Annotated in this window: 14 protein-coding genes and 1 pseudogene; 9 read left to right on the forward strand and 6 right to left on the reverse strand. The window is 70.4% G+C overall.

The annotated features are described in order from the left end of the window. Positions 1–115: 115 nt before the first annotated feature. A complete protein-coding gene (lysA, locus tag BIV23_RS38375) occupies positions 116–1,399 on the reverse strand; it encodes a diaminopimelate decarboxylase (protein ID WP_071385620.1) in 1,284 nt (427 codons plus the stop codon). 320 nt (positions 1,400–1,719) lie between these two features. Between lysA and BIV23_RS38380 the strand changes: the two genes are divergently transcribed. Next, positions 1,720–3,024: a PucR family transcriptional regulator gene (locus BIV23_RS38380; RefSeq protein WP_071385621.1), complete on the forward strand. Its 1,305-nt coding sequence runs from the start codon at positions 1,720–1,722 to the stop codon at positions 3,022–3,024. Between the two features lie 201 nt (positions 3,025–3,225). On the opposite strand, the gene BIV23_RS47575 is transcribed toward BIV23_RS38380, so the two are convergent. Next, a complete protein-coding gene (locus tag BIV23_RS47575) occupies positions 3,226–3,681 on the reverse strand; it encodes a DUF4037 domain-containing protein (RefSeq protein ID WP_425443570.1) in 456 nt (151 codons plus the stop codon). 250 nt (positions 3,682–3,931) lie between these two features. On the opposite strand from BIV23_RS47575, the gene BIV23_RS38385 reads away from it, so the two are divergent. The 4 genes and pseudogenes from BIV23_RS38385 to BIV23_RS47580 all read left to right on the forward strand — a co-directional run. After that, complete coding sequence (locus tag BIV23_RS38385; protein ID WP_071385622.1) at positions 3,932–4,732, forward strand: hypothetical protein; 801 nt, start codon at positions 3,932–3,934, stop codon at positions 4,730–4,732. 91 nt (positions 4,733–4,823) lie between these two features. Next, positions 4,824–5,279 (forward strand): hypothetical protein, encoded by a 456-nt coding sequence (locus tag BIV23_RS38390; RefSeq protein ID WP_177240190.1) that lies wholly within the window; start codon positions 4,824–4,826, stop codon positions 5,277–5,279. A gap of 72 nt (positions 5,280–5,351) precedes the next feature. Next, positions 5,352–6,185, forward strand: coding sequence for an IS5/IS1182 family transposase (locus BIV23_RS38395; protein ID WP_071385623.1), 834 nt, complete (start codon positions 5,352–5,354; stop codon positions 6,183–6,185). 257 nt (positions 6,186–6,442) lie between these two features. Then, positions 6,443–6,637, forward strand: a pseudogene (locus BIV23_RS47580) (HPr family phosphocarrier protein); the annotation flags it as partial. 605 nt (positions 6,638–7,242) lie between these two features. On the opposite strand, the gene BIV23_RS38400 reads toward BIV23_RS47580, so the two are convergent. Together BIV23_RS38400 and BIV23_RS38405 are read right to left on the reverse strand one after the other, a co-directional pair. Then, positions 7,243–8,325, reverse strand: a complete 1,083-nt coding sequence (locus tag BIV23_RS38400) for a sugar ABC transporter substrate-binding protein (RefSeq protein WP_071385624.1) — start codon at positions 8,323–8,325, stop codon at positions 7,243–7,245. A gap of 7 nt (positions 8,326–8,332) precedes the next feature. Next, on the reverse strand, positions 8,333–10,858 hold the full coding sequence (locus BIV23_RS38405) for a SpoIIE family protein phosphatase (protein WP_071385625.1): 2,526 nt from the start codon (positions 10,856–10,858) through the stop codon (positions 8,333–8,335). A 287-nt stretch (positions 10,859–11,145) separates the two neighbouring features. Here BIV23_RS38405 and BIV23_RS38410 point away from each other — a divergent pair, with 287 nt between their 5' ends. The 4 genes from BIV23_RS38410 (at position 11,146) to BIV23_RS38425 (ending at position 15,677) form a co-directional block, all read left to right on the forward strand. Continuing rightward, positions 11,146–12,234: a substrate-binding domain-containing protein gene (locus BIV23_RS38410; RefSeq protein ID WP_071385626.1), complete on the forward strand. Its 1,089-nt coding sequence runs from the start codon at positions 11,146–11,148 to the stop codon at positions 12,232–12,234. 36 nt (positions 12,235–12,270) lie between these two features. Beyond that, positions 12,271–13,050, forward strand: coding sequence for an ATP-binding cassette domain-containing protein (locus BIV23_RS38415; RefSeq protein WP_071385627.1), 780 nt, complete (start codon positions 12,271–12,273; stop codon positions 13,048–13,050). 14 nt (positions 13,051–13,064) lie between these two features. Next, positions 13,065–14,324 (forward strand): sugar ABC transporter permease, encoded by a 1,260-nt coding sequence (locus BIV23_RS38420; protein ID WP_107471395.1) that lies wholly within the window; start codon positions 13,065–13,067, stop codon positions 14,322–14,324. Between the two features lie 285 nt (positions 14,325–14,609). Then, on the forward strand, positions 14,610–15,677 hold the full coding sequence (locus BIV23_RS38425; RefSeq protein ID WP_071385629.1) for a sugar ABC transporter substrate-binding protein: 1,068 nt from the start codon (positions 14,610–14,612) through the stop codon (positions 15,675–15,677). Between the two features lie 235 nt (positions 15,678–15,912). On the opposite strand, the gene BIV23_RS38430 is transcribed toward BIV23_RS38425, so the two are convergent. Beyond that, positions 15,913–16,395 carry an ATP-binding protein gene (locus BIV23_RS38430; protein WP_071385630.1) on the reverse strand — a complete coding sequence of 161 codons (483 nt, stop codon included), beginning with the start codon at positions 16,393–16,395 and terminating at the stop codon, positions 15,913–15,915. A 141-nt stretch (positions 16,396–16,536) separates the two neighbouring features. Then, on the reverse strand, positions 16,537–17,796 hold the full coding sequence (locus BIV23_RS38435; protein WP_107471396.1) for a SpoIIE family protein phosphatase: 1,260 nt from the start codon (positions 17,794–17,796) through the stop codon (positions 16,537–16,539). Between the last annotated feature and the right edge of the window lie 95 nt (positions 17,797–17,891).

Here is a 17,891-nt window from a genome sequence, read left to right on the forward strand (position 1 = left end):
AGGGTGACGTCCGGCCTGGGGGATCCGGACCAGGGTGCGTGCCGGGGCGGGAGGGGCGGGTCCTGGCGGCCCACCGGGAGGTCCCGCGACTGAGGACCCCCCGGCCATGGGCTGCTCAGGGCAGGTCGCGTCGCAGCAGGTCGTCGTACGTCTCGCGGCGCACCACCGGCCGCGCCTCGCCGTCGCGGCAGAAGACGACAGGCGGCCGTAGCGCGCCGTTGTAGTTGTTGGCGAGGGAGAAGCAGTACGCCCCGGTGACCGGCACCGCGAGCAGGTCTCCGGGACGGGGCTCGCGCAGCTGTACGTCCGCGCTGAGGACGTCGCCGGACTCGCAGTGCCGGCCGACCAGGCGGTACGGGTCGCCGCCGCCCACCCGGGTGGCGACGGTGGCCTCGAAGCGCTGCCCGTACAGCGCGACTTCGAGGTTGTCGCCCATGCCGCCGTCCACGCCGACGAACGCCGGGTCGCCGTCCTTGACCGTGACCGCCCGGTACAGCGTCACTCCGGACTCGGCCACCATGGACCTACCCGGCTCGATGACGATCTCCGCGTCGGCGGGCAGCGCCCTGCGGGCCGTGGCGACCAGCGTGTCCAGGTACTCCTCGACGCCGGGCGGCCGGTCGCCGTAGGTGTAGCGGGCGCCCAGGCCGCCGCCGAGGTCGTACACCGCGAAGGAGCCGAGGCCGGCGACCGCCTCCACGGCCCGCGCGAACGGCTCGGTGTCCAGGATCTGGGACCCGATGTGGACGTGTACGCCGTCCAGCCGCAGCCGACTGCTGCCGCGCAGCCGCGCTATCGCCTCGTGGGCCTGCAGGAGGCTCAGGCCGAACTTGGAGCCGTCCTGACCGGTCGAGACCGCCGCGTGCGTGTCCGGGCGGATCCCGGGCGTAACCCGGACGAGGACCGGCTGCTCCGTGGTGACGATCCGCTCCAGCCGGTCGATGTCGTCGAAATTGTCGATGACGATCAGCCCGGCCCCGGCCTCGACGGCCATCCGCAGCTCGGCCTCCGTCTTGGCGTTTCCGTGCACCACCAGACGGGCCGGGGCGACACCCGCGGCCAGGGCCAGGGCCAGCTCGCCGCCGCCCGCGACGTCGATGCTCAGCCCCTCCTCGGCCAGCAGCCGGTACACGGCCGTGCAGGGAAACGCCTTGGAGGCGAACGCCACCCGGGAGTTCGTCCAGCGGGCGGCCAGGCCGTCGGCGTACTGGCGGGCGCGGGCCCGCAGCGCCGCCTCGTCGACGATCAGGGCCGGGGTGCCGAAGCGCTCCGCCAGGTCGGTCACCGGACAGCCGCCGATCACCAGGCCGCCGTCCTCGGCGAGCGCCGTGCCCGGCGGGAACAACCCGAGCAGAGCCTCCTGGGACGGCGCAGCGGTCGGCGCGACCGGGATGTGCATGGTCTTCCTCCGTGGGTGATTGCGCTGCCGGCTCCGGGGCGGGTCCGGCCGCACCATGCTCGTGGGTACGCCCCCGAGGACGACTTGTCGAAATCGCCTACGATGGCTCCATGACTCGGTCGGATTCGCCAAAGCCCGTGGGCAGCCGTGATGACACGCTCGTCGGCGGCGAGTCAGGCACGGCCCTCGGGACCGGTGCCCGGACCGCTCTCAGCGCCGGAAACAGCGTCGGGACGGCGGGCGGAGGCCGGCCCGGACGTCCGGCTCCGGCCGGTGACGGGAGCCCGGCTGGTGAGACATGGCCCGTCGGCGAGCGGAGCGTGGCCGCTGACCGGGGTCGGACCGGTGGCGGAGCCGGGGCCGGCGCCCCGGGGCCGGCCGACTCTGGGGGACCGCCCAGCCGTCCGGCCCCGGCCGGCGACCCGAACGGCGAGGAACTGTTCGCGCTCGCCGACGCCATCGCTGCCGTCACCGGCGGATCCGTGGCCATCGAGGACCTGGACACGCGGGTGCTCGCGCACTCCACGCTGCCCGGCCAGCGCATCGACGAGCTCCGCCGGCAGGGCATCCTCGGCCGACGCGTACCCGACCAGCCCGGCCCCCAGGCCGAGCATCAGCTGCGCCAGTACCGGCAGGTGCTGGCCGCCACCGGTGTCGTACGGCTACCGGGACTCGCCGAGGGCGAGCTGCCGCGGGCAGCTGTCGCCATCCGCGCCGGAGACCTGCCGCTCGGCACGATCTGGGCGATCGAGGACCGCGCGTCGCAGACCGAGCGGCTCGACAAGGCCTGTGAGCAGGCACTCCTGGACGGCGCCCGGACCGCGGCCCTGCACATGCTGCGCCGCCGCGGCGCCGCCGCCCTCGAACGGCACGCCCGCGAACAGGCCCTGCGCGCAGGTCTGGACGGAATCGTCCCGGCCCACGACACGGCCTACCGGCTCGGCCTCACCGCGGACACCCCTCTCACCCTGCTCGGGTTCGCCCCCTCCGGCGGCGTGACCGAGGTGGGGGCATCGCTGACCCGCCTGGCCGCCGAGCTTGCCCGCCACTGGGCCGCCGTACGCCCCTCGGCCGCCGTCGCCACCGGTCCGCGCGCCGTCTACGCCCTGCTGCCCGGAGAGGACCCGGACGCTGCCCGGCGGCTGGCCGCGCAGGCCCTCGCCGCCGTGGCCCGCCCCCGTACAGAACCGGCGCGGGCCGCCGTCAGCCGGCCCGCCGCCGACGTGACCGAGCTGCCCGCGCTGCGCTCGGAGGTAGACGACGTGTTGCGGGTGACCACCGGCGACCCGGAGGCGCCCCGGGTCGCCGCCCTCACCGACGTGCACGCGCGCGTGCTCCTCACGCACGTCGCGGACGAACTGGTCCGGCGGCCCCGCCTGCGGCACCCGGGAGTCGAGGCGATGCTCGAGCACGACCGCACCCGGAACACCCACTACGCCGCCTCCGTGCTGGCCTGGCTGGACGCGGTGGGCAACGTGGGCGAGGCGGCACACCGCCTGACGGTGCATCAGAACACGCTCAAGTACCGCCTGCGACGCACCCGCGAGCTGTTCGGGCTCGACCTGGAGCGCCCGGACGACCGGCTCTCCTGCTGGCTGCAACTGCGCATCGGCACACCACTGTGACCACCGCGCGACCTGAGGGGCGACGTTCTGCCCCTGGTTTCCGGGCGGGTGATCCTCCCAGCGCGGGAGGCGCTCTCGCATTGCAGGAATCCGGCAATCTTGTCCTGGGGCGGGGGCTGAGGGCGTCGGTGTTGTCGGGGAACTGGTCGACGGTGCCCGTCAGCGGCAGTGCATGGACGGCCGGGACGGTGATGCGGGCGGTCAGCGCCTCGGTGAAGCGTTCGACGTGCAGGACCTGGAACGGTCTGCTGTGGTAGAGGCGCGTGGTGTGGGGTCGACCGGGTCGGTGAGGCTGAGCCGGTTGTGGGCGGCGGCGACAATCTCGTAGGCGCAAGCCAGGTGGTGTTCGCGGATGTGCCAGTCGCTGGCGGTGAGGGCCGTGGTGAGGACTGGTGTGAGGACGGCGGCCCGGGGAGTACGGGCGAAGGCGCTGCCGAGCCATTTGCTGTACGGCAGGCAGCGGCGGTCCATGAGCAGGCAGAGCCGCATCAGATCGCGGACCGGGCGCGCGGCGACGGCGGGGGAACGGAGTTCGTCACGGCGCCGGCGGTTACCGCGGCGAGCCGTGGAGTGGGGCAGCCAGCCAGTCCAGTGTGGTGGTGTCCTGGCAGGGGTCGAAGCCCAACTGTGCAGTGAACCAGGTGGCGGGTCGGTGATATCGACACGGAGCCTCCGCCAACTTGAAGTAGCAGGTCAAAGGGCTGGCGTGACCGGCTCTCGGGGTACTCGTGCCGGTCGTGGGCGAGAGTCTGCGGAGAAGATCGTTCGTCAGCGGTCGGCTCGATGGCGTTCGAGGCGCGCCTCGGCATCCGGGCCTAGCACGCGGAATCGTGCCCAGGTCGCGAATTCGGGCGGCGCAATGCCAGCCCTTTGCGGGAGGGCGGTTCGCGCCTGGGATCATGGGCGCATGTCCGAAGAGTCGAACCTGATGTCAAGCCTGTGGCCGCTCGTGCCCTCCGGGGCCACCGATTGGCTGCTGGATCTGTGCGGTGATGGCATCACCGGGTTCATGCCTCCGGGGATGCCTGACGCCGTGTGGGTGCTCAACGCCATGTACGAGCACAACCAGGGGCCGGCCGATGTGTCGTATCACGAGTACCACCAGGCGCAGCTGGCGGACGGGAGTGTCCAGCCGCACGTCATTGGCGGCATCGACTTCGACGCCGTGGGCATCGCCACGGGAGGAGGGCTGGGCCGTGCCCAGCACCCGGGCCCCGGCTGGCGGCGGCTGCGTTGGGCCGAGCTGGCCCGGCGGAACGGCGACCCGGTCGTGCCCGACGGGCTGATGCCCTCCTACCGTTGCTTTCCCTCGGCCAAGAAGGAGGGCAGCTGGCCGCTGGGCATGGTCCCGCCGACCGAGGGGAGCCTGGACCGTGAGACCTGGAACCGGCTGATCGCCATCCTCACCCAGTTCAGTCCCGCAGGCCCGGACACCCGTTGCCTGGCCTACTACAACCCGCTGATGCTCGGGGCCATCGACTTCGACAACCTCCACGTGCGTACGGGCCGGATCGGCGACGCCGAGATCCTGTATGACCAGTCTGAGGCCGACTTCAGCCCATCCAACCTCTGGGCCGATGACCGCTCGTGGGTCCTGTGCACTGACTACGATCTGTGGGCCACCAAGGTCGCCGGGTCCCCAGCCCTCATCAACGCATTGCTGAACGACAGTGAAATCGAGGCGGTTCGTCTGCCTTGGGCGCACTGACGACGAGCTGCTTGAAATCTTCTCCAGCGCGGAGCACGGGCGCATTCCTGTTCCTGACCGCTGAGGCCGGACGGCCCCTACGATCCTGTGCATGCTGGATCCCGAGCTGCTGGAACGGATCACCGCGCGACGCGCGGAACTGGATGAACTCGAAGAACAGCTGGCCAAGCAGCTGGCGGAAGTGCGGGCCGAGCGGGACGAACTCGCCGTCGCCGAACGCGTCCTTGAACGGATGACCGGGCAGCTCGCCGAGGAGCGTTCCTCGGCCCGGCCGATGCCGGGGCAGGTGGCCGGACGGGCAGTGATGCTGATCCCGCACCGTGAGCCGGGCGTGGAGGAGGATGCCCTGCCGTGGGATTACCAGCGCATCATCGCCGCCGTGCGGCAGGCCGCCGGACCGGTCATGGCCCGTGAGGTCGGCGAGGTGGTGGGGGTGGACGTCAGCGTGAAGGCCAAGCTCGATCCGCTACGCAGCAGGCTGATCAAACTTGTCGATCGCGGCTGGCTGCGGAAACTGCCCGACGGCCGGTTCACCGCCCGCCTGTGACCAGCAAAACCGCCACCTGAAGCGGCTTGGAACAGGCGTAACCGGCTTGTCTCCGGCGGCCGTTGAATTTGTGTGACGAATACCAAAGAGCGCGTCGAGGACACCCACCCGCTTGTCTACCAATGCCGTCTGCCGCTGTCCACGCGCACCGTAAACCACCTCGCCGACCTACTGCGGCGCCATCTGAAGGCGATCCGGTCCAGATGGCGGATCCTTCCGCCGGGGAAGATCGCAGTGATCGTCCTGGCCGTACTGCGCCACGACCAGCGCCTGGCCGACATGGCCGGCGGCTACAACGTGTCCGAGTCCACCGTCCGCCGCTGGCGCGACGAGCTGACCGGACTGCTCGCCGCCCAGGCGCCGCGCCTGGACCGCGCCCTAAAGAAGGTCGCCAAGCAGGGCGGGGAAGTGGTCCTGATCGACGGCACCCTCATCCGCACCAGACGCCGCACCGGCAAGGCCGACCGGCGGAACTACTCCGGCAAGCACCGCAGTCACGGCCTGCACTTCCTCGCCCTGACCCACGAGAACGGCCGCCTGATCTGGATATCCGCCGCCCGGCCCGGCCGCACCCACGACAACACCGCCGCCCGCCACGACCACATCCTGACCCACCTGCGCGCCGCTGGCCTCGGAGCGTTGGCAGACCTCGGCTTCCGCGGCCTGGACAACGACATCCTCGACCCCGTAATCGTCACCGGCTACACCGCCACCCGCACCCACAAGCTCACCCCAGGCCAGAAGGAAGCCAACCGCGTCCTCGCCACCGGACGGGCACCAGTCGAGCACGGCTTCGCCCACCTCAAGAACTGGCGGACCCTCACCAAACTCCGCACCGACCCCGTCCGCGCCACCCGCCTCCTGCGCGCTCTGCTCGTCCTGACGAACCTCGATGTCAACCGCTGACGGATGATCTTCTCCGCAGACTCCTGGCCACGAGCGGCACGAGTACCCCGAGAGTCAGTCACACCAGCCATTTGACCTGCTATTTCAAGTTGGCGGAGGCTCACGGCGGTGCACCGGCCCGTCGGTCACCTGCCTGATCCGGATGCCCGGCTCGGCGGTGGTGGCCTTGAGTCCGCCACCACGACCGCGACGACCGTGTCCACGCACGAGAAGGCCGTCGTCCTCCCCGCCAACCTCCACGCCCGCCCGCGGGCCAACTCGCCCGCGCCGCAGCGGGATTCACCAGTGCCATACAACTGCAGTACGCCGACCGGACGGTCAACCCGACCGGGGTGCTCGCCGTGATGGGTCTCGGTGCCACCGCCGGCAGCACCGTGACCGTCCGCGCCGAGGGCGACGACGCCGAACGGGCCGTCACGGCGTTGGTCCAGATCCTCTCCGACGCCGAGTAACGCGGCCGCCACCAGCGGCACCGATCCAGCCGCCGCCTCCGCCATGTGAAGCAAAGACCAGTGGAGGCGGCCGAGGATGGGCACCCCTGCCACGGGCACGTCCGACGCCCCGGTGGGCCCGCCCGCGCGGGTCGAGCTCGTCTGCCCGCTGCCGCACATCCCCCAGGCCGACTGCGCCAGACGCCGACGCGCACGCGCCGTCCTTACCCAATGGCGCGTGCCCACCCACGCCCAACACCGGGAGAACGGTCGCGGGACCGACATCGTCGCGGTCCTCTCCACACGACACGGCATATCCGGCCAACCCGAGAGGACCACCGGATGGGCCGATCTCCACATGGGGGCTTGACCGTCCGCGGAAGGCAACCGCCTGCTCTCTCGTTCCCACCGTTGGGGCGGGCCGACGGGGTTGACCAGGAGGTAGCACAGGTCGGGGTCCATGAGAGCCAGACCGATCGGGGACTGGTTGATGCCCATGCCTCTCCGTGGCCCCGCGGCGGCGGTAACCGCGGCGACGGACCGCGCGACAGCGACGGTCGATGCACTCCTCGACGCCGCGTGCCTCGACCGCTGGTCAAGGCCCCGTCACACCGGTCCCCGCCCGTCTACGGAGTCAGACCTGCCTTCGCGCAAGCGGCCCGCAGCTGCGGTGTGCAGATCTGGGCGATGGAGTACACACCGTCCCTGATGAGGGTCTGCTTGATGTTGGCGGTGGTCACGGCGACCGGGGTGAGGAGCACGGACGGGATGTCGTGGGTGGTGGGGCTGTCGGTCGTCGTCGTGGCGATGGCGCGCAGCTTGTCGCCGCGGCCCAGAGCGACGGCCATGGCAGCGGCTGCTTCGGCTTCCGCGCGGAAGGACTTGTACACCGTCATCGTCTGCTCGCCGTCGACGATGCGCTGCACCGCGTCGAGGTCGGCGTCCTGGCCGGTGACCGGCGGAAGGCGTCCGACACGGGCGCTCTTGAGCGCGGAGATGACGCCTGCGGCTATGGCGTCGTTGGCGGCGAGGACGCCGTCGATCCGGCGCGGGCCCAGGGCCGAGATGGCGGCGGACATGTTGGCGTTCGCGTTGTTCGTGTTCCAGCCCGCGGTGTCGTAGGAGCGGCCGATCCTCACCTTGCCCCGCAGGACGGACAGTGCACCCGTCTTGAACCACATGGCGTTGGAGCTGGTTGGGTCGCCGTTCATCATGACGATGGTTCCGTCCCTGGCCGGAGCGTGCATGGCCGTGAGGAGAGCCTGGCCCTGCAGCGCACCGACCTTTACGCTGTCGAAGCTGACGTAGCCCGAGATCGGGCCGTCGGCGAGCCTGTCGTAGGCGACAACGGGGACGCCCGCGTCGTGCGCCTCCTGGACGGAAGAGCGCTGCGCCCTGTCGTCGGTGGCGCCGAGGATGAGGACCCTGACCCCCTTGGTGATCATGGCGATCATCTGTTGCCGCTGGGCCGTCGAGTCGTTGTCGGCGTTGGCATAGGTGACGTTGCAGTGTGGGCAGAGCTGTTTCACCCGTTGCTCGATCAGCGGCTTGTCGGAGTTCTCCCAGCGTGGCGCCACCCGGCTCGGCAGCAGCAGGCCGACGGTGAAGCTGTCCGTGGCGGTTTTTCCGTTTCCTGTGCAGGCGGCCGAGGGCACGATCAGCAGGCCCGCGACGAGCGCGCCGACGACATGTCGTGCATGGATCGTCATGTGTCGTCTACGGTACGTCATGATCGGTATCCGTCCTTGCGCCCGGTTCCGCGTCCACCGAAGCCGGTTCACGACGCGGTACCGCTATCTCGCTGCATACCTGCTTGCCGCCGGCCACCGGCACCGTGCCGAAGGACTCCGACATCGCTTCGACCAGGAGCAGACCCCGGCCGCCGGTCGACTCCCAGTCCACGATCACGGGCTTGGCGGGCGCCCGCGGAGAGGAGTCGCTCACGCAGACACGCACCCGGTCCTCGCGGAGCATCAGGTCGAGACGGACCGGCCCTTGGGTGTGCACCAGCGCGTTGGTGACCAGCTCGGACACCACCAGCAGCACCGCGTCGGTGGCTTCTTCGACCTTCCAGCGGCGCAGCGTGCGCGCGGTGAACCGGCGCGCGTGCATGACGGCGTCGGGCAGCCGCCACACCACCCAGCCCGACCGGATCGGCCGGGTCTTCATGCCGTCGTAGCGCAGCAGCAACAGCGCCACGTCGTCCTCGCGACGACCGGAGTCACCCAGCAGGTCGTCGGCCACCTGTGCCGGATCCGACGGGTCGGCGGCGGCGAGGGTGGCGCGCATGCGGCGCATGCCCTCGTCCAGGGACAGGTCGGCGGCCTCGATCAGCCCGTCGGTGACCAGGGCGAGCATCGTTCCGGGCGCCAGTGCCACCGCGGTCATCGGGAAGTCTGCCTCCATGGAGATGCCCAGTGGAAGGCCGCCCTCGACCTCGACCTCCTCGGTCCTGCCGCCGGGATGGCGCAGCAGCGGTGCGACGTGCCCGGCCCGGACGAACAGGACGTCGCCCTCGTCCATGTTCAGTTCGGCGTAGCAGCAGGTGGCGAAGAGATCCGTCTCCATGCCGACGAGGAGGCGGTTGGCGTGCGAGACGACCACGTCGGGCGGGTGGCCTTCCACCGCGTACGCCCTGACCGCGGTACGCATCTGGCCCATGATCGTCGCGGCTGCGGCGCTGTGGCCCTGTACGTCGCCGATCACCAGCGCCACCCGGTCCTCGGACAGGGCGATCACGTCGTACCAGTCACCGCCCACCTGCAGTCCTCGCCGGGCGGGCAGATAGCGGGCGACGGCGATCCCGCCGGGAAGCTCGGGCAGACGTCGCGGCAGCAGGCTGCGCTGCAGCATCGTCGCGAGTTCCTGTTCGGCGTCGTAGGCGTGGGCGCGGGTGAGGGCCTGGGCGGCCAGTGAGGCGGTGGCGGTCAGCAGCGAACGTTCCTCGGGGACGAACTCGTGCGGCCGGTCCCAGCCGATCAGGCACACGCCCGCGACGCGGCCCCTGGCGGGCAGCGGCAGGACGGCAAGGCCTCCGGGGCCGATGCCGTCGAGTCCCGGTTCAAAGGCGGTGCCTGCCGGCCACAGGTCCGTACGTCCGTCTCGCAGAGCCATCTGCAGGGTGGGCAGGCCACTGAGGGGTGCGTCGGGCCACTCCGAACGCCACTGAAGACGCCATGTCTGCGGCCAGGCAGCGGACTGCGGCGGGTCGAGCAGGGTGACCTGGAGCCGTTCGTGCTGCAGCTCGGCGAACGCCACCCGGTCTGCGCTCAGGTGCTCGCGCAGGGCGGTGACCACCACGTGGCTGACGTCGCGCACGGTGGTGGCCTTGTCGAGTGCGGCGGTCAGCCGCCGGATCTGGGAGACGCCGTCGGAGCTCGGGTGCAGGACCGGGGCTGCCGTCACCACGCCCAGCACCTGCGGCCGGTCGTCGGCGCCCGCCGCCACGCGGCATCTCAGGCTCAGCCAGCGCATCTCACCGGTGGGGCAGCGGACGCGGAAGTCCAGTTCCCGTCGGCCGAACGTCTGCGGCTCCAGCACCGACATCAGCGCGTGCACGTCTTCCGGCATTGCGTGCGCGAGCAGGGAGTCCGCCTTGCCGTCGAATTCGTCCGGCCTGATGCCGACCAGTTCGCGCAGCGTCTCGTCCGCGTCGATCACGCCGGTTTCCGGCACCAGGACGAAGGAGCCGACGCGCATGCGGCGCAGAGCGGAGGTCAAGGGCGCCGGCGGCGGCCCTCCCCCGGTCCCGGCCTCCAGCACGCCGGCGACCGCCTCGGCGTAGCGCTCCAGGAAGCGCTGCTGCTCGGCCTCGAAGCCGTTCTCGCCGCCGCCCACGACGACGAGGCAGCCGAGCTGTCTGCCCTCGGCGCCGAGGGGCAACGCACCGAGGGACGTCGGGGCTCGCGGCGGCGGTGGACATCCCTCGGAGTAGGAGGCGAGTGTCGCGGGGGTCAGCCACACGGGGTGGGAGGCGCGGAAGGCCTGGGCCGCGGGTGAGCCGCCGGACAGGGGCACGTGCTCCGGCAGCCCGTACTCGGCAGGGGCGCATCCGGCCGTGTCCGCCGACCGAAGGTCGTCAGACGCTGGGCCAGGCACATAGAGCACTGCGAGCGCCGCTCCGACGAACGTCAGGGCGCGGACGCTCACCGGGGTCTCAGGCCCCGGCGGTGAGCCGGTGTCGCCGGCCTCGGCTGTCCCCGGCTGCGAGAGGCCGGCCCGGGCACTGGCGTCGCGAGGCATGTCCGTATCCACCTCCCGTCCGTGCCGGGGTGCCGACCGGCCGCCACTTGGCCCCTCTACCAGAATCGCATAGAGGGATGAACCGCATAGATTGACGTCGCGTCGGCTGGGCGGCACCGAGTTCGCGGTTCACCATGGCCGGTGCCACACTGGCGATGAGATCGTTTTGCCGCTTTCGCCCAGTCCGGGCGGGTGCGGGCCGAGCCCCCGCCTCGCCGCGGTGTGGCGCGCTGCTGCAGGACCGCGGTCGCAGCCGCGTGGCCCCAGGGAGGAGGGAGGCCTCGCGCATGAAAGCCTGCGTTTGGGGCACTACTCTCGCCCTTGCCGCGGTCTCGACGGCGGTGTCCCTCACCGCCTGCGGATCGGACGGCGGGAACACCTCCGGCGCCGGGAGCGCGCGGAAGATCGGCGTGCTGCTGCCGGACTCCATCACCGCCCGCTGGGAGACGCAGGACAGGCCCCTGCTGGAGCAGAAGATCCGGCAGCTGTGCGGCGACTGCACGATCGAGCACGCCAACGCCAAGGGTGACGTGGCCATCCAGCAGGAGCAGATGGACTCGGCGATCGCCAACGGGGTCAATGCCATCGTGCTGACGGCCGTCGATGCCAGGGCCATGCGCCCCTCGGTCGACAGAGCGGCTGCCGCACACATCCCGGTCATCGCCTACGACCGCCTTGCCGAGGGCCCGATCTCGGGATACGTCTCCTTCGACGGCCAGGAGGTCGGCAGGCTCCAGGGCAAGGCGCTGCTGACGGCCATGGGCGCCAAGGCGCACACCGGCCGGATCGTGATGATGAACGGTGACCCCGGCGACCCCAACGCGCTGTCGTTCAAACAGGGCGCACTGTCCGAACTCCGGGGGAAGGTGACGATCGCCAAGGAGTACGACACATCCCAGTGGAGCTCGGAGGCGGCGAACCTGAACATGTCCGGGGCCATTTCTGCCCTGGGCGCCGGCAACATCAACGGCGTCTACGCCGCCAACGACAGCCTCGCCGCCGGCAGTATCGCCGCCCTCAAGGCCAACAAGGTCAGCCCGATGCCACCCGTCACCGGGCAGGACGCCGAGCTCGCAGCCGTACGGCGCATTGTCAGCGGCGACCAGTACATGACGGTCTACAAGCCGTTCGGACCCGAGGCTGCGGCCGGCGGCGCCATGGCCGTGGCCGCCGCGCGTGGTCAGCGCCTCGCCGGGGTGGCCACCGGGCGGGTGAAAACCCGCGGCGGCGCCGAGGTTCCGGCCGTGCTGCTCACCCCGGTGCCCGTGACTCTTGCCACCATCAAGAACACCTTGGTGAAGGACGGCGCGTACACGCTCGCACAGATCTGCACCCCGCCCCTCGCGGGCGACTGCCACAAGGCCGGGCTGACCTGATATCCGGGACCGGCCGGCCCCAGGCCTGGGAAGGAGATGACTCTCTTGCCGCCCCCCTTGCTGGCCCTGCACGGCGTGTGCAAGCGCTTCGGCGTCGTCGAGGTCCTCCGGAACATCGAGCTGGAGATCCACGCCGGCCAGGTTCTCGCCCTGCTCGGCGACAACGGAGCGGGTAAGTCCACCCTGGTCAAGGTGATCTCCGGGGTCGCTCCCGCGGACAAGGGGAGCATCGAATGGGAGGGCCGGACCGTTCACATACGGCGGCCCCAAGAAGCCCGGGACCTCGGCATCGCCACCGTCTACCAGGACCTGGCGCTGTGCGGAAGCCTCGACGTCGTCGGGAACCTCTTCCTCGGACGAGAGATTCGCAGGTTCGGCTTCCTCGACGAGGTGGAGATGGAGCGCCGCTCCATGCAGCTGCTGGAGCGCCTGACCCGGAGCGTCCCCGATTTGCGCGGTCCCGTGGTGTCACTGTCCAGCGGCCAGCGGCAGACCGTCGCCATCGCCCGCTCGCTTCTCGGCGACCCGCGAGTCCTCCTTCTGGACGAGCCGACCGCGGCGCTGGGGTTCGAGCAGACCACCGAGGTCCTCGACCTCGTCGACCGTCTCCGCGACCACGGCCTGGGGATCCTGCTCATCAGCCACAACATGGGTGATGTGAAGGCCCTCGCGGACCGGGCCGCCGTACTGCGGCTCGGCCGCAACAACGGCTTCTTCGACGTGAGCACCACCTCCCAGGAGCAGATCATCTCCTGCATCACGGGCGCCACCGACAACGCGCCCCGCCGGCCGGCCCACCCCGAGGCCGAGTGGTGAAGGGGATGGGTGACATGCCGGACGAGACGCGGGCCGATCCCGCAGCGACCACAGAATCCCGTCAGCGCCGCGCCAGGCGGGCCGTGACCGGTGCCGTGGCGGGCTGGATCGCTGTCCGGCGGCACAGGCTGAGCGCCGGTGAGCTGGGCCACCTACCCGTCACCCTCGTCCTCGCCGCGGTCTGGATCATCTTCCAGTGCATCAACTCCACCTTCCTCTCGCCCCGTAACCTGTCCAACCTCAGCGTGGACATCGTCGGTACGGGCCTCATCGCGGTCGGCATTGTCTTCGTGCTGCTGCTCGGTGAGCTCGACCTGTCGGTCGGCTCGATCAGCGGGCTCGCCGCCGCGGTCTTCGCCGTGCTCAGCGTCAACAACGACGTGCCGGAATGGCTCGCCCTGATCGCTGCCGTGCTGACTGGCACCGTGGCGGGAACCCTCCAGGGGTACTCCGTGGCCAGGACCCGGGTGCCGGCCTTCGTGGTCACCCTCGCCGGGCTGCTGACGTGGAACGGCCTCATGCTCGCCATCCTCGGCACCAGCGGCACCGTCAACCTCGACGAGAACGGGCTCGTCGCGCACCTGACCAGCTACTACTTCACTGATGCCGGCGTCGCGTACGTGGTGGCGGCGCTCGCCACAGCTCTGGTCTTCCTCGCCTCCTTCCTGAACAGGCGGCGCCGCAGGGCCGTCGGCATGGCACACCGCCCGCTGCATACCATCGGGGTGCGCACAGGAGTAGTGGGGATGATCGCGTTCGCCTCCGCCTATCTGCTGAACCAGTTCCAGGGCCTGCCGCTGGCTCTGCTGATCTTCCTCGCCGTGGTGGCGGGCCTCGACATCATGCTCCGGCGCACGCCCTGCGGACGGCGGGTCTACGCACTGGGGAGCAGTGTCGAGGCGGCCCGTCGTGCCAGCCTCAGCGTGACCGGCGTTCAGACGGCGGTGCTCGCGGTCTCCGGCACCCTGGCGGCGACCGGCGGCCTGTTCCTGGCCTCGCGCATCACGTCGGTGAGTCAGAACTCCGGCTCCGGCGTCCTGCTGCTCAACGCCATCGCTGCCGCCGTCATCGGCGGCACCAGCCTGTTCGGAGGACGCGGTACGACCTGGTCCGCGGTGCTCGGCATACTGGTGATCCAGTCGATCGCCTCGGGCATGGCACTCACCGACACGCCCACCGCCGTCCAGCTGGTGATCACGGGCGGGGTGCTCTTCGCGGCGGTGGTCATCGACTCGCTGTCCCGACACACGCAGCAGGCACACGGGCGTGCCTGAGACTTCCACGGGCGGCGTCGGTGATGCCCGCGGCGGCTTGGCGCCACGCGTGAGCTGATTCGAGCGTCGAGCCCTCGGGAAGCACGGGGACGTGCCCACACCCGTGTGCTACTCCTGGCCGCTGCTCGCGGCACCGTCCAGTGCCCCGGCTATCCCGTCCATGGCAACGGGCACGGAAAGACGAATGGCCAGTAAAGCCTTAAGAATCATTTCCGCAGGTATCCTGGGTAAAGAGGCATTTTGGTATCGGTCGGGCGGCATGTCGGACCGCGTGAGGAAGTGCCGATGAGGCTCAGATCCGCCCTCTGCTCCGCTGCTTCCGCCCTCTCCGTCCTGACGCTGCTCAGCGCCTGCGGCGGCGGCTCCGGCAGCACAGCGACGTCGGGCGGCGGCAAGCCACTGGTCGGCGTCGACTACCCGCGCTCCGACACCGACTTCTGGAACGCATACATCAAGTACACGCCGGAGTACGCCAAGCAACTCGGCCTCTCGCTCAAGACCACCAACTCGCAGAACGATGTCGCCAAACTCGCCGCCAACACGCAGACGCTCATCCTCCAGGGCGTCCGGGGCATCGCGATGGCCCCGCAGAGCACATTTGCCATCGCGCCGATTTTGGCGCAGTTGCAGGTGGTGAGGATCCCGGTCGTCACCATCGACACGCGCCCCGACGTCGGCAAGGTCTACATGGTGGTCCGCGCCGACAACCGCGCCTACGGCGAGAAGGCGTGCACGTACCTGGGCACCAAGCTGGGCGGGAAGGGCAAGGTTGTGATGCTCGAGGGCGACCTCGCATCGGTCAACGGCCGTGACCGCACCGAGGGATTCAACGACTGCATGAAGAAGAACTACCCGGGCATCATGGTGTTCGGTGAGGCCACCGACTGGGACGGTGCCGTCGCCGCAGAGAAGCTCCAGACCGACCTGACAGCCCACCCGGACATCAAGGGCGTCTACATGCAGTCCAGCCTGGCCCTGTCCGGCACGCTCCACGTGCTCAAGCAGGAGGGGCTGTTGGCCGGCCCGAAGGACACGAAGCACGTGTTCGTCGTCTCCAACGACGGCACCCCCAGGGAACTCAAGGACATCTCCAACGGCACCATCGACGCCACCGTGTCCCAGCCGGCCAACCTTTACGCCAAGTACGCCCTGTATTACCTCAAGGCAGCGATCGACGGGAAGACGTTCAAGCCCGGCAAGACCGACCACGAGAGCACCATCGTGCAGGTCCGCGAGGGACTTCTGGAAGACCAGCTTTCCGCCCCGCTCGTCACCGTCGACGGAGGGACGTACGGCGGCGTCCCCAGCCTCAAGAGCACCGACATGTCTCTGTGGGGCAACAGCCTCGGCTGACACCGCGTCTGGCCGCTGAGCGAACTGCCGGACCTTCAAAGTTGAGCGCTGCGCAGGTGTCCACGGGCTCGACGTGTGGTGATGCAGCGTGTCCCTATGCGCTGGTGGTCGGCGGCACATGTGTGTGACGGCCCCCCGACGCCCCGCCCGGCTTCGGGGGCCCGTCCGCCGCAACGGGCGGCCCGTTCGCTCCCCCCAGCACCGGGATCAGCAGGCGCCGCAGTCCCGGCCGTTCTCACGTCGTCAGTCCGTACCGGGGAGGGGCCAGCGGCAGGACGGCCGTCACCGCCTTCCCGTGCGGACGGATGCTGACCTGCACGTCCAGCGCCAGTTCCTGGATCAACGGCCAGCCGAGGCCACGCGGCCAGGCCGCATCATCCGACCGCAGACGGGGAGGCACAGGCACAGGGCCGGCGTCCTCCACCGTGACGGTCACCGTGCGCGGTCCGGCCTGTGTACGTGTCCCATTCGACCTCGCGGTTTTGAGCAGGCGAGTGATCGCGGCCCGGACTGCAGCGTTCACGGCGTCGTCGATGGTGTGGCCGGAGCCGGCGGTGTGCGTGTCCGCTTCGACGGTCCACACGTGACGCCTTTCGGATTCGATGGCGACGAAGACGACGTTTTGCGCCATGGCCTGCCGGTAGGCGGCGGGGAATGCGTCGGTGCCGGTGGCGCCTGGGATGAGGTGAGCGGGGCAGGGGATCGGCGACTGCTGCATAACGGGCATCGTGACAAAACCCTGCCGTTCTCGGCCGTGTTGACGGGGCGACTGCCCGGGCCACCGTGCGACCGCACCAAGCCAGCTGCCTTGCCTCATGTCCGCACGTGCACCGACGACGGCATGGGCCGGTCAGTACGGTCAGTACGGTCGGGTCGTTCGGTCCAGGCGGACGACGACGATGGCGATGTCGTCGTTTGCGCCGCTGGCGAGGCCGAGGCGGGCGAGGAGCGCGTCGGCGAGGTGTTCCGCGCCGAACTCGGTGCAGGTGGCGAGTGTGGAGGTCAGGCGGGCCAGGCCGGTGTCGATGTCCTCACCGCGGCGTTCGATCAGGCCGTCGGTGTAGAGGACGAGGGTGTCGCCGGGGGTGTAGCTCGTGTTGGCCTGGGGGCGGGGGATGTGTTCGGGACGGGCGCCCAGCGGTGGGTCAGTGGCCTGGTCCAGCAAATCCCAGGAGCCGTCCGGGTGCAGCAGGACGGGCGGGGGGTGGCCGGCACTGCTGTAGACGAGCAGACAGCTGTGGCCGTCGACGAGGACCTGGACGGCGGTGGCGGCCAGTGCCCCCTCGACCGAGCGCGCGTACAGCCCCAGGACCTCCAGGGCCTGGGCGGGGCCGTGGACGGTGCGGGTGGCGGCGCTCAGCGCGCTGCGCAGCCTGCCCATGACGGTGGCGGCCGACAGCCCGTGGCCGACCACGTCGCCGACCGCGACGGTGAAACGGTCCGCGGGCAGGTCCACCGCGTCGTACCAGTCACCGCACACGTTCAGTGACCCGGTCGCGGGCAGGTAGCGCACCGCGATATTCGGGTGCCGGGCCAGGTCCGGGGAATGGAGCATGGCCTCTTGCAGGGCGACGGCGACGCGTCGTTCACGGGCGTGGGCCTGCCGCAGTTCCTCGTTCAGCTGCTGCAGCTGCCGGGCCCGGGCGTACAGCTCGGCCTCCATGGCCGCTTCCCGGCCGGGGCTGAACGCGGACTGGTGCGCGGTGCGGTGGGCGCGGACGACGTCGGTCATGTCCTCGGAGCGGTGGATGATCCAGGCGACCCTTCCGTCCGGGCCGAGGACGGGCACGTTGATCGCGGTCCACCACCGCTCCTTGAACACCTCAGGGTTGTCGGGCACCGGGATGTCGTACTTCTGCAACGCCATGTGATCGGTCTGGCCGGTGGACAGGACCCGGTGCAGTGACTCTTTGAGTGTCTCCACCCCGTCGGCCTCCGGGTCGGCGGGGTTGTCCGGGAAGGCGTCGAAGAGGTACTGCCCCAGCAGCTCGGCCCGGCTCCGTCCGGTCACTTCGCAGAAGGCCTGGTTGGCAGCCGTGATCACCAGGTCCGTGCCCAGCACCAGGCACGGGCTCGGAAGGGCGGCGAACACCCCCGGGTAGTCGATCTGCGGTGTCACACGCATTCCCTGCCAGTGGCTCGCTCCTCAATCTACGGAACATCCGGCTCCCTCGCCCGCCGAGCCTGCTCGCGGGAAGCGGGCCCGCGGCGGTG

Source organism: Streptomyces monashensis (assembly GCF_001866665.1).
GTDB classification, from domain to species: Bacteria; Actinomycetota; Actinomycetes; order Streptomycetales; family Streptomycetaceae; genus Streptomyces; species Streptomyces monashensis.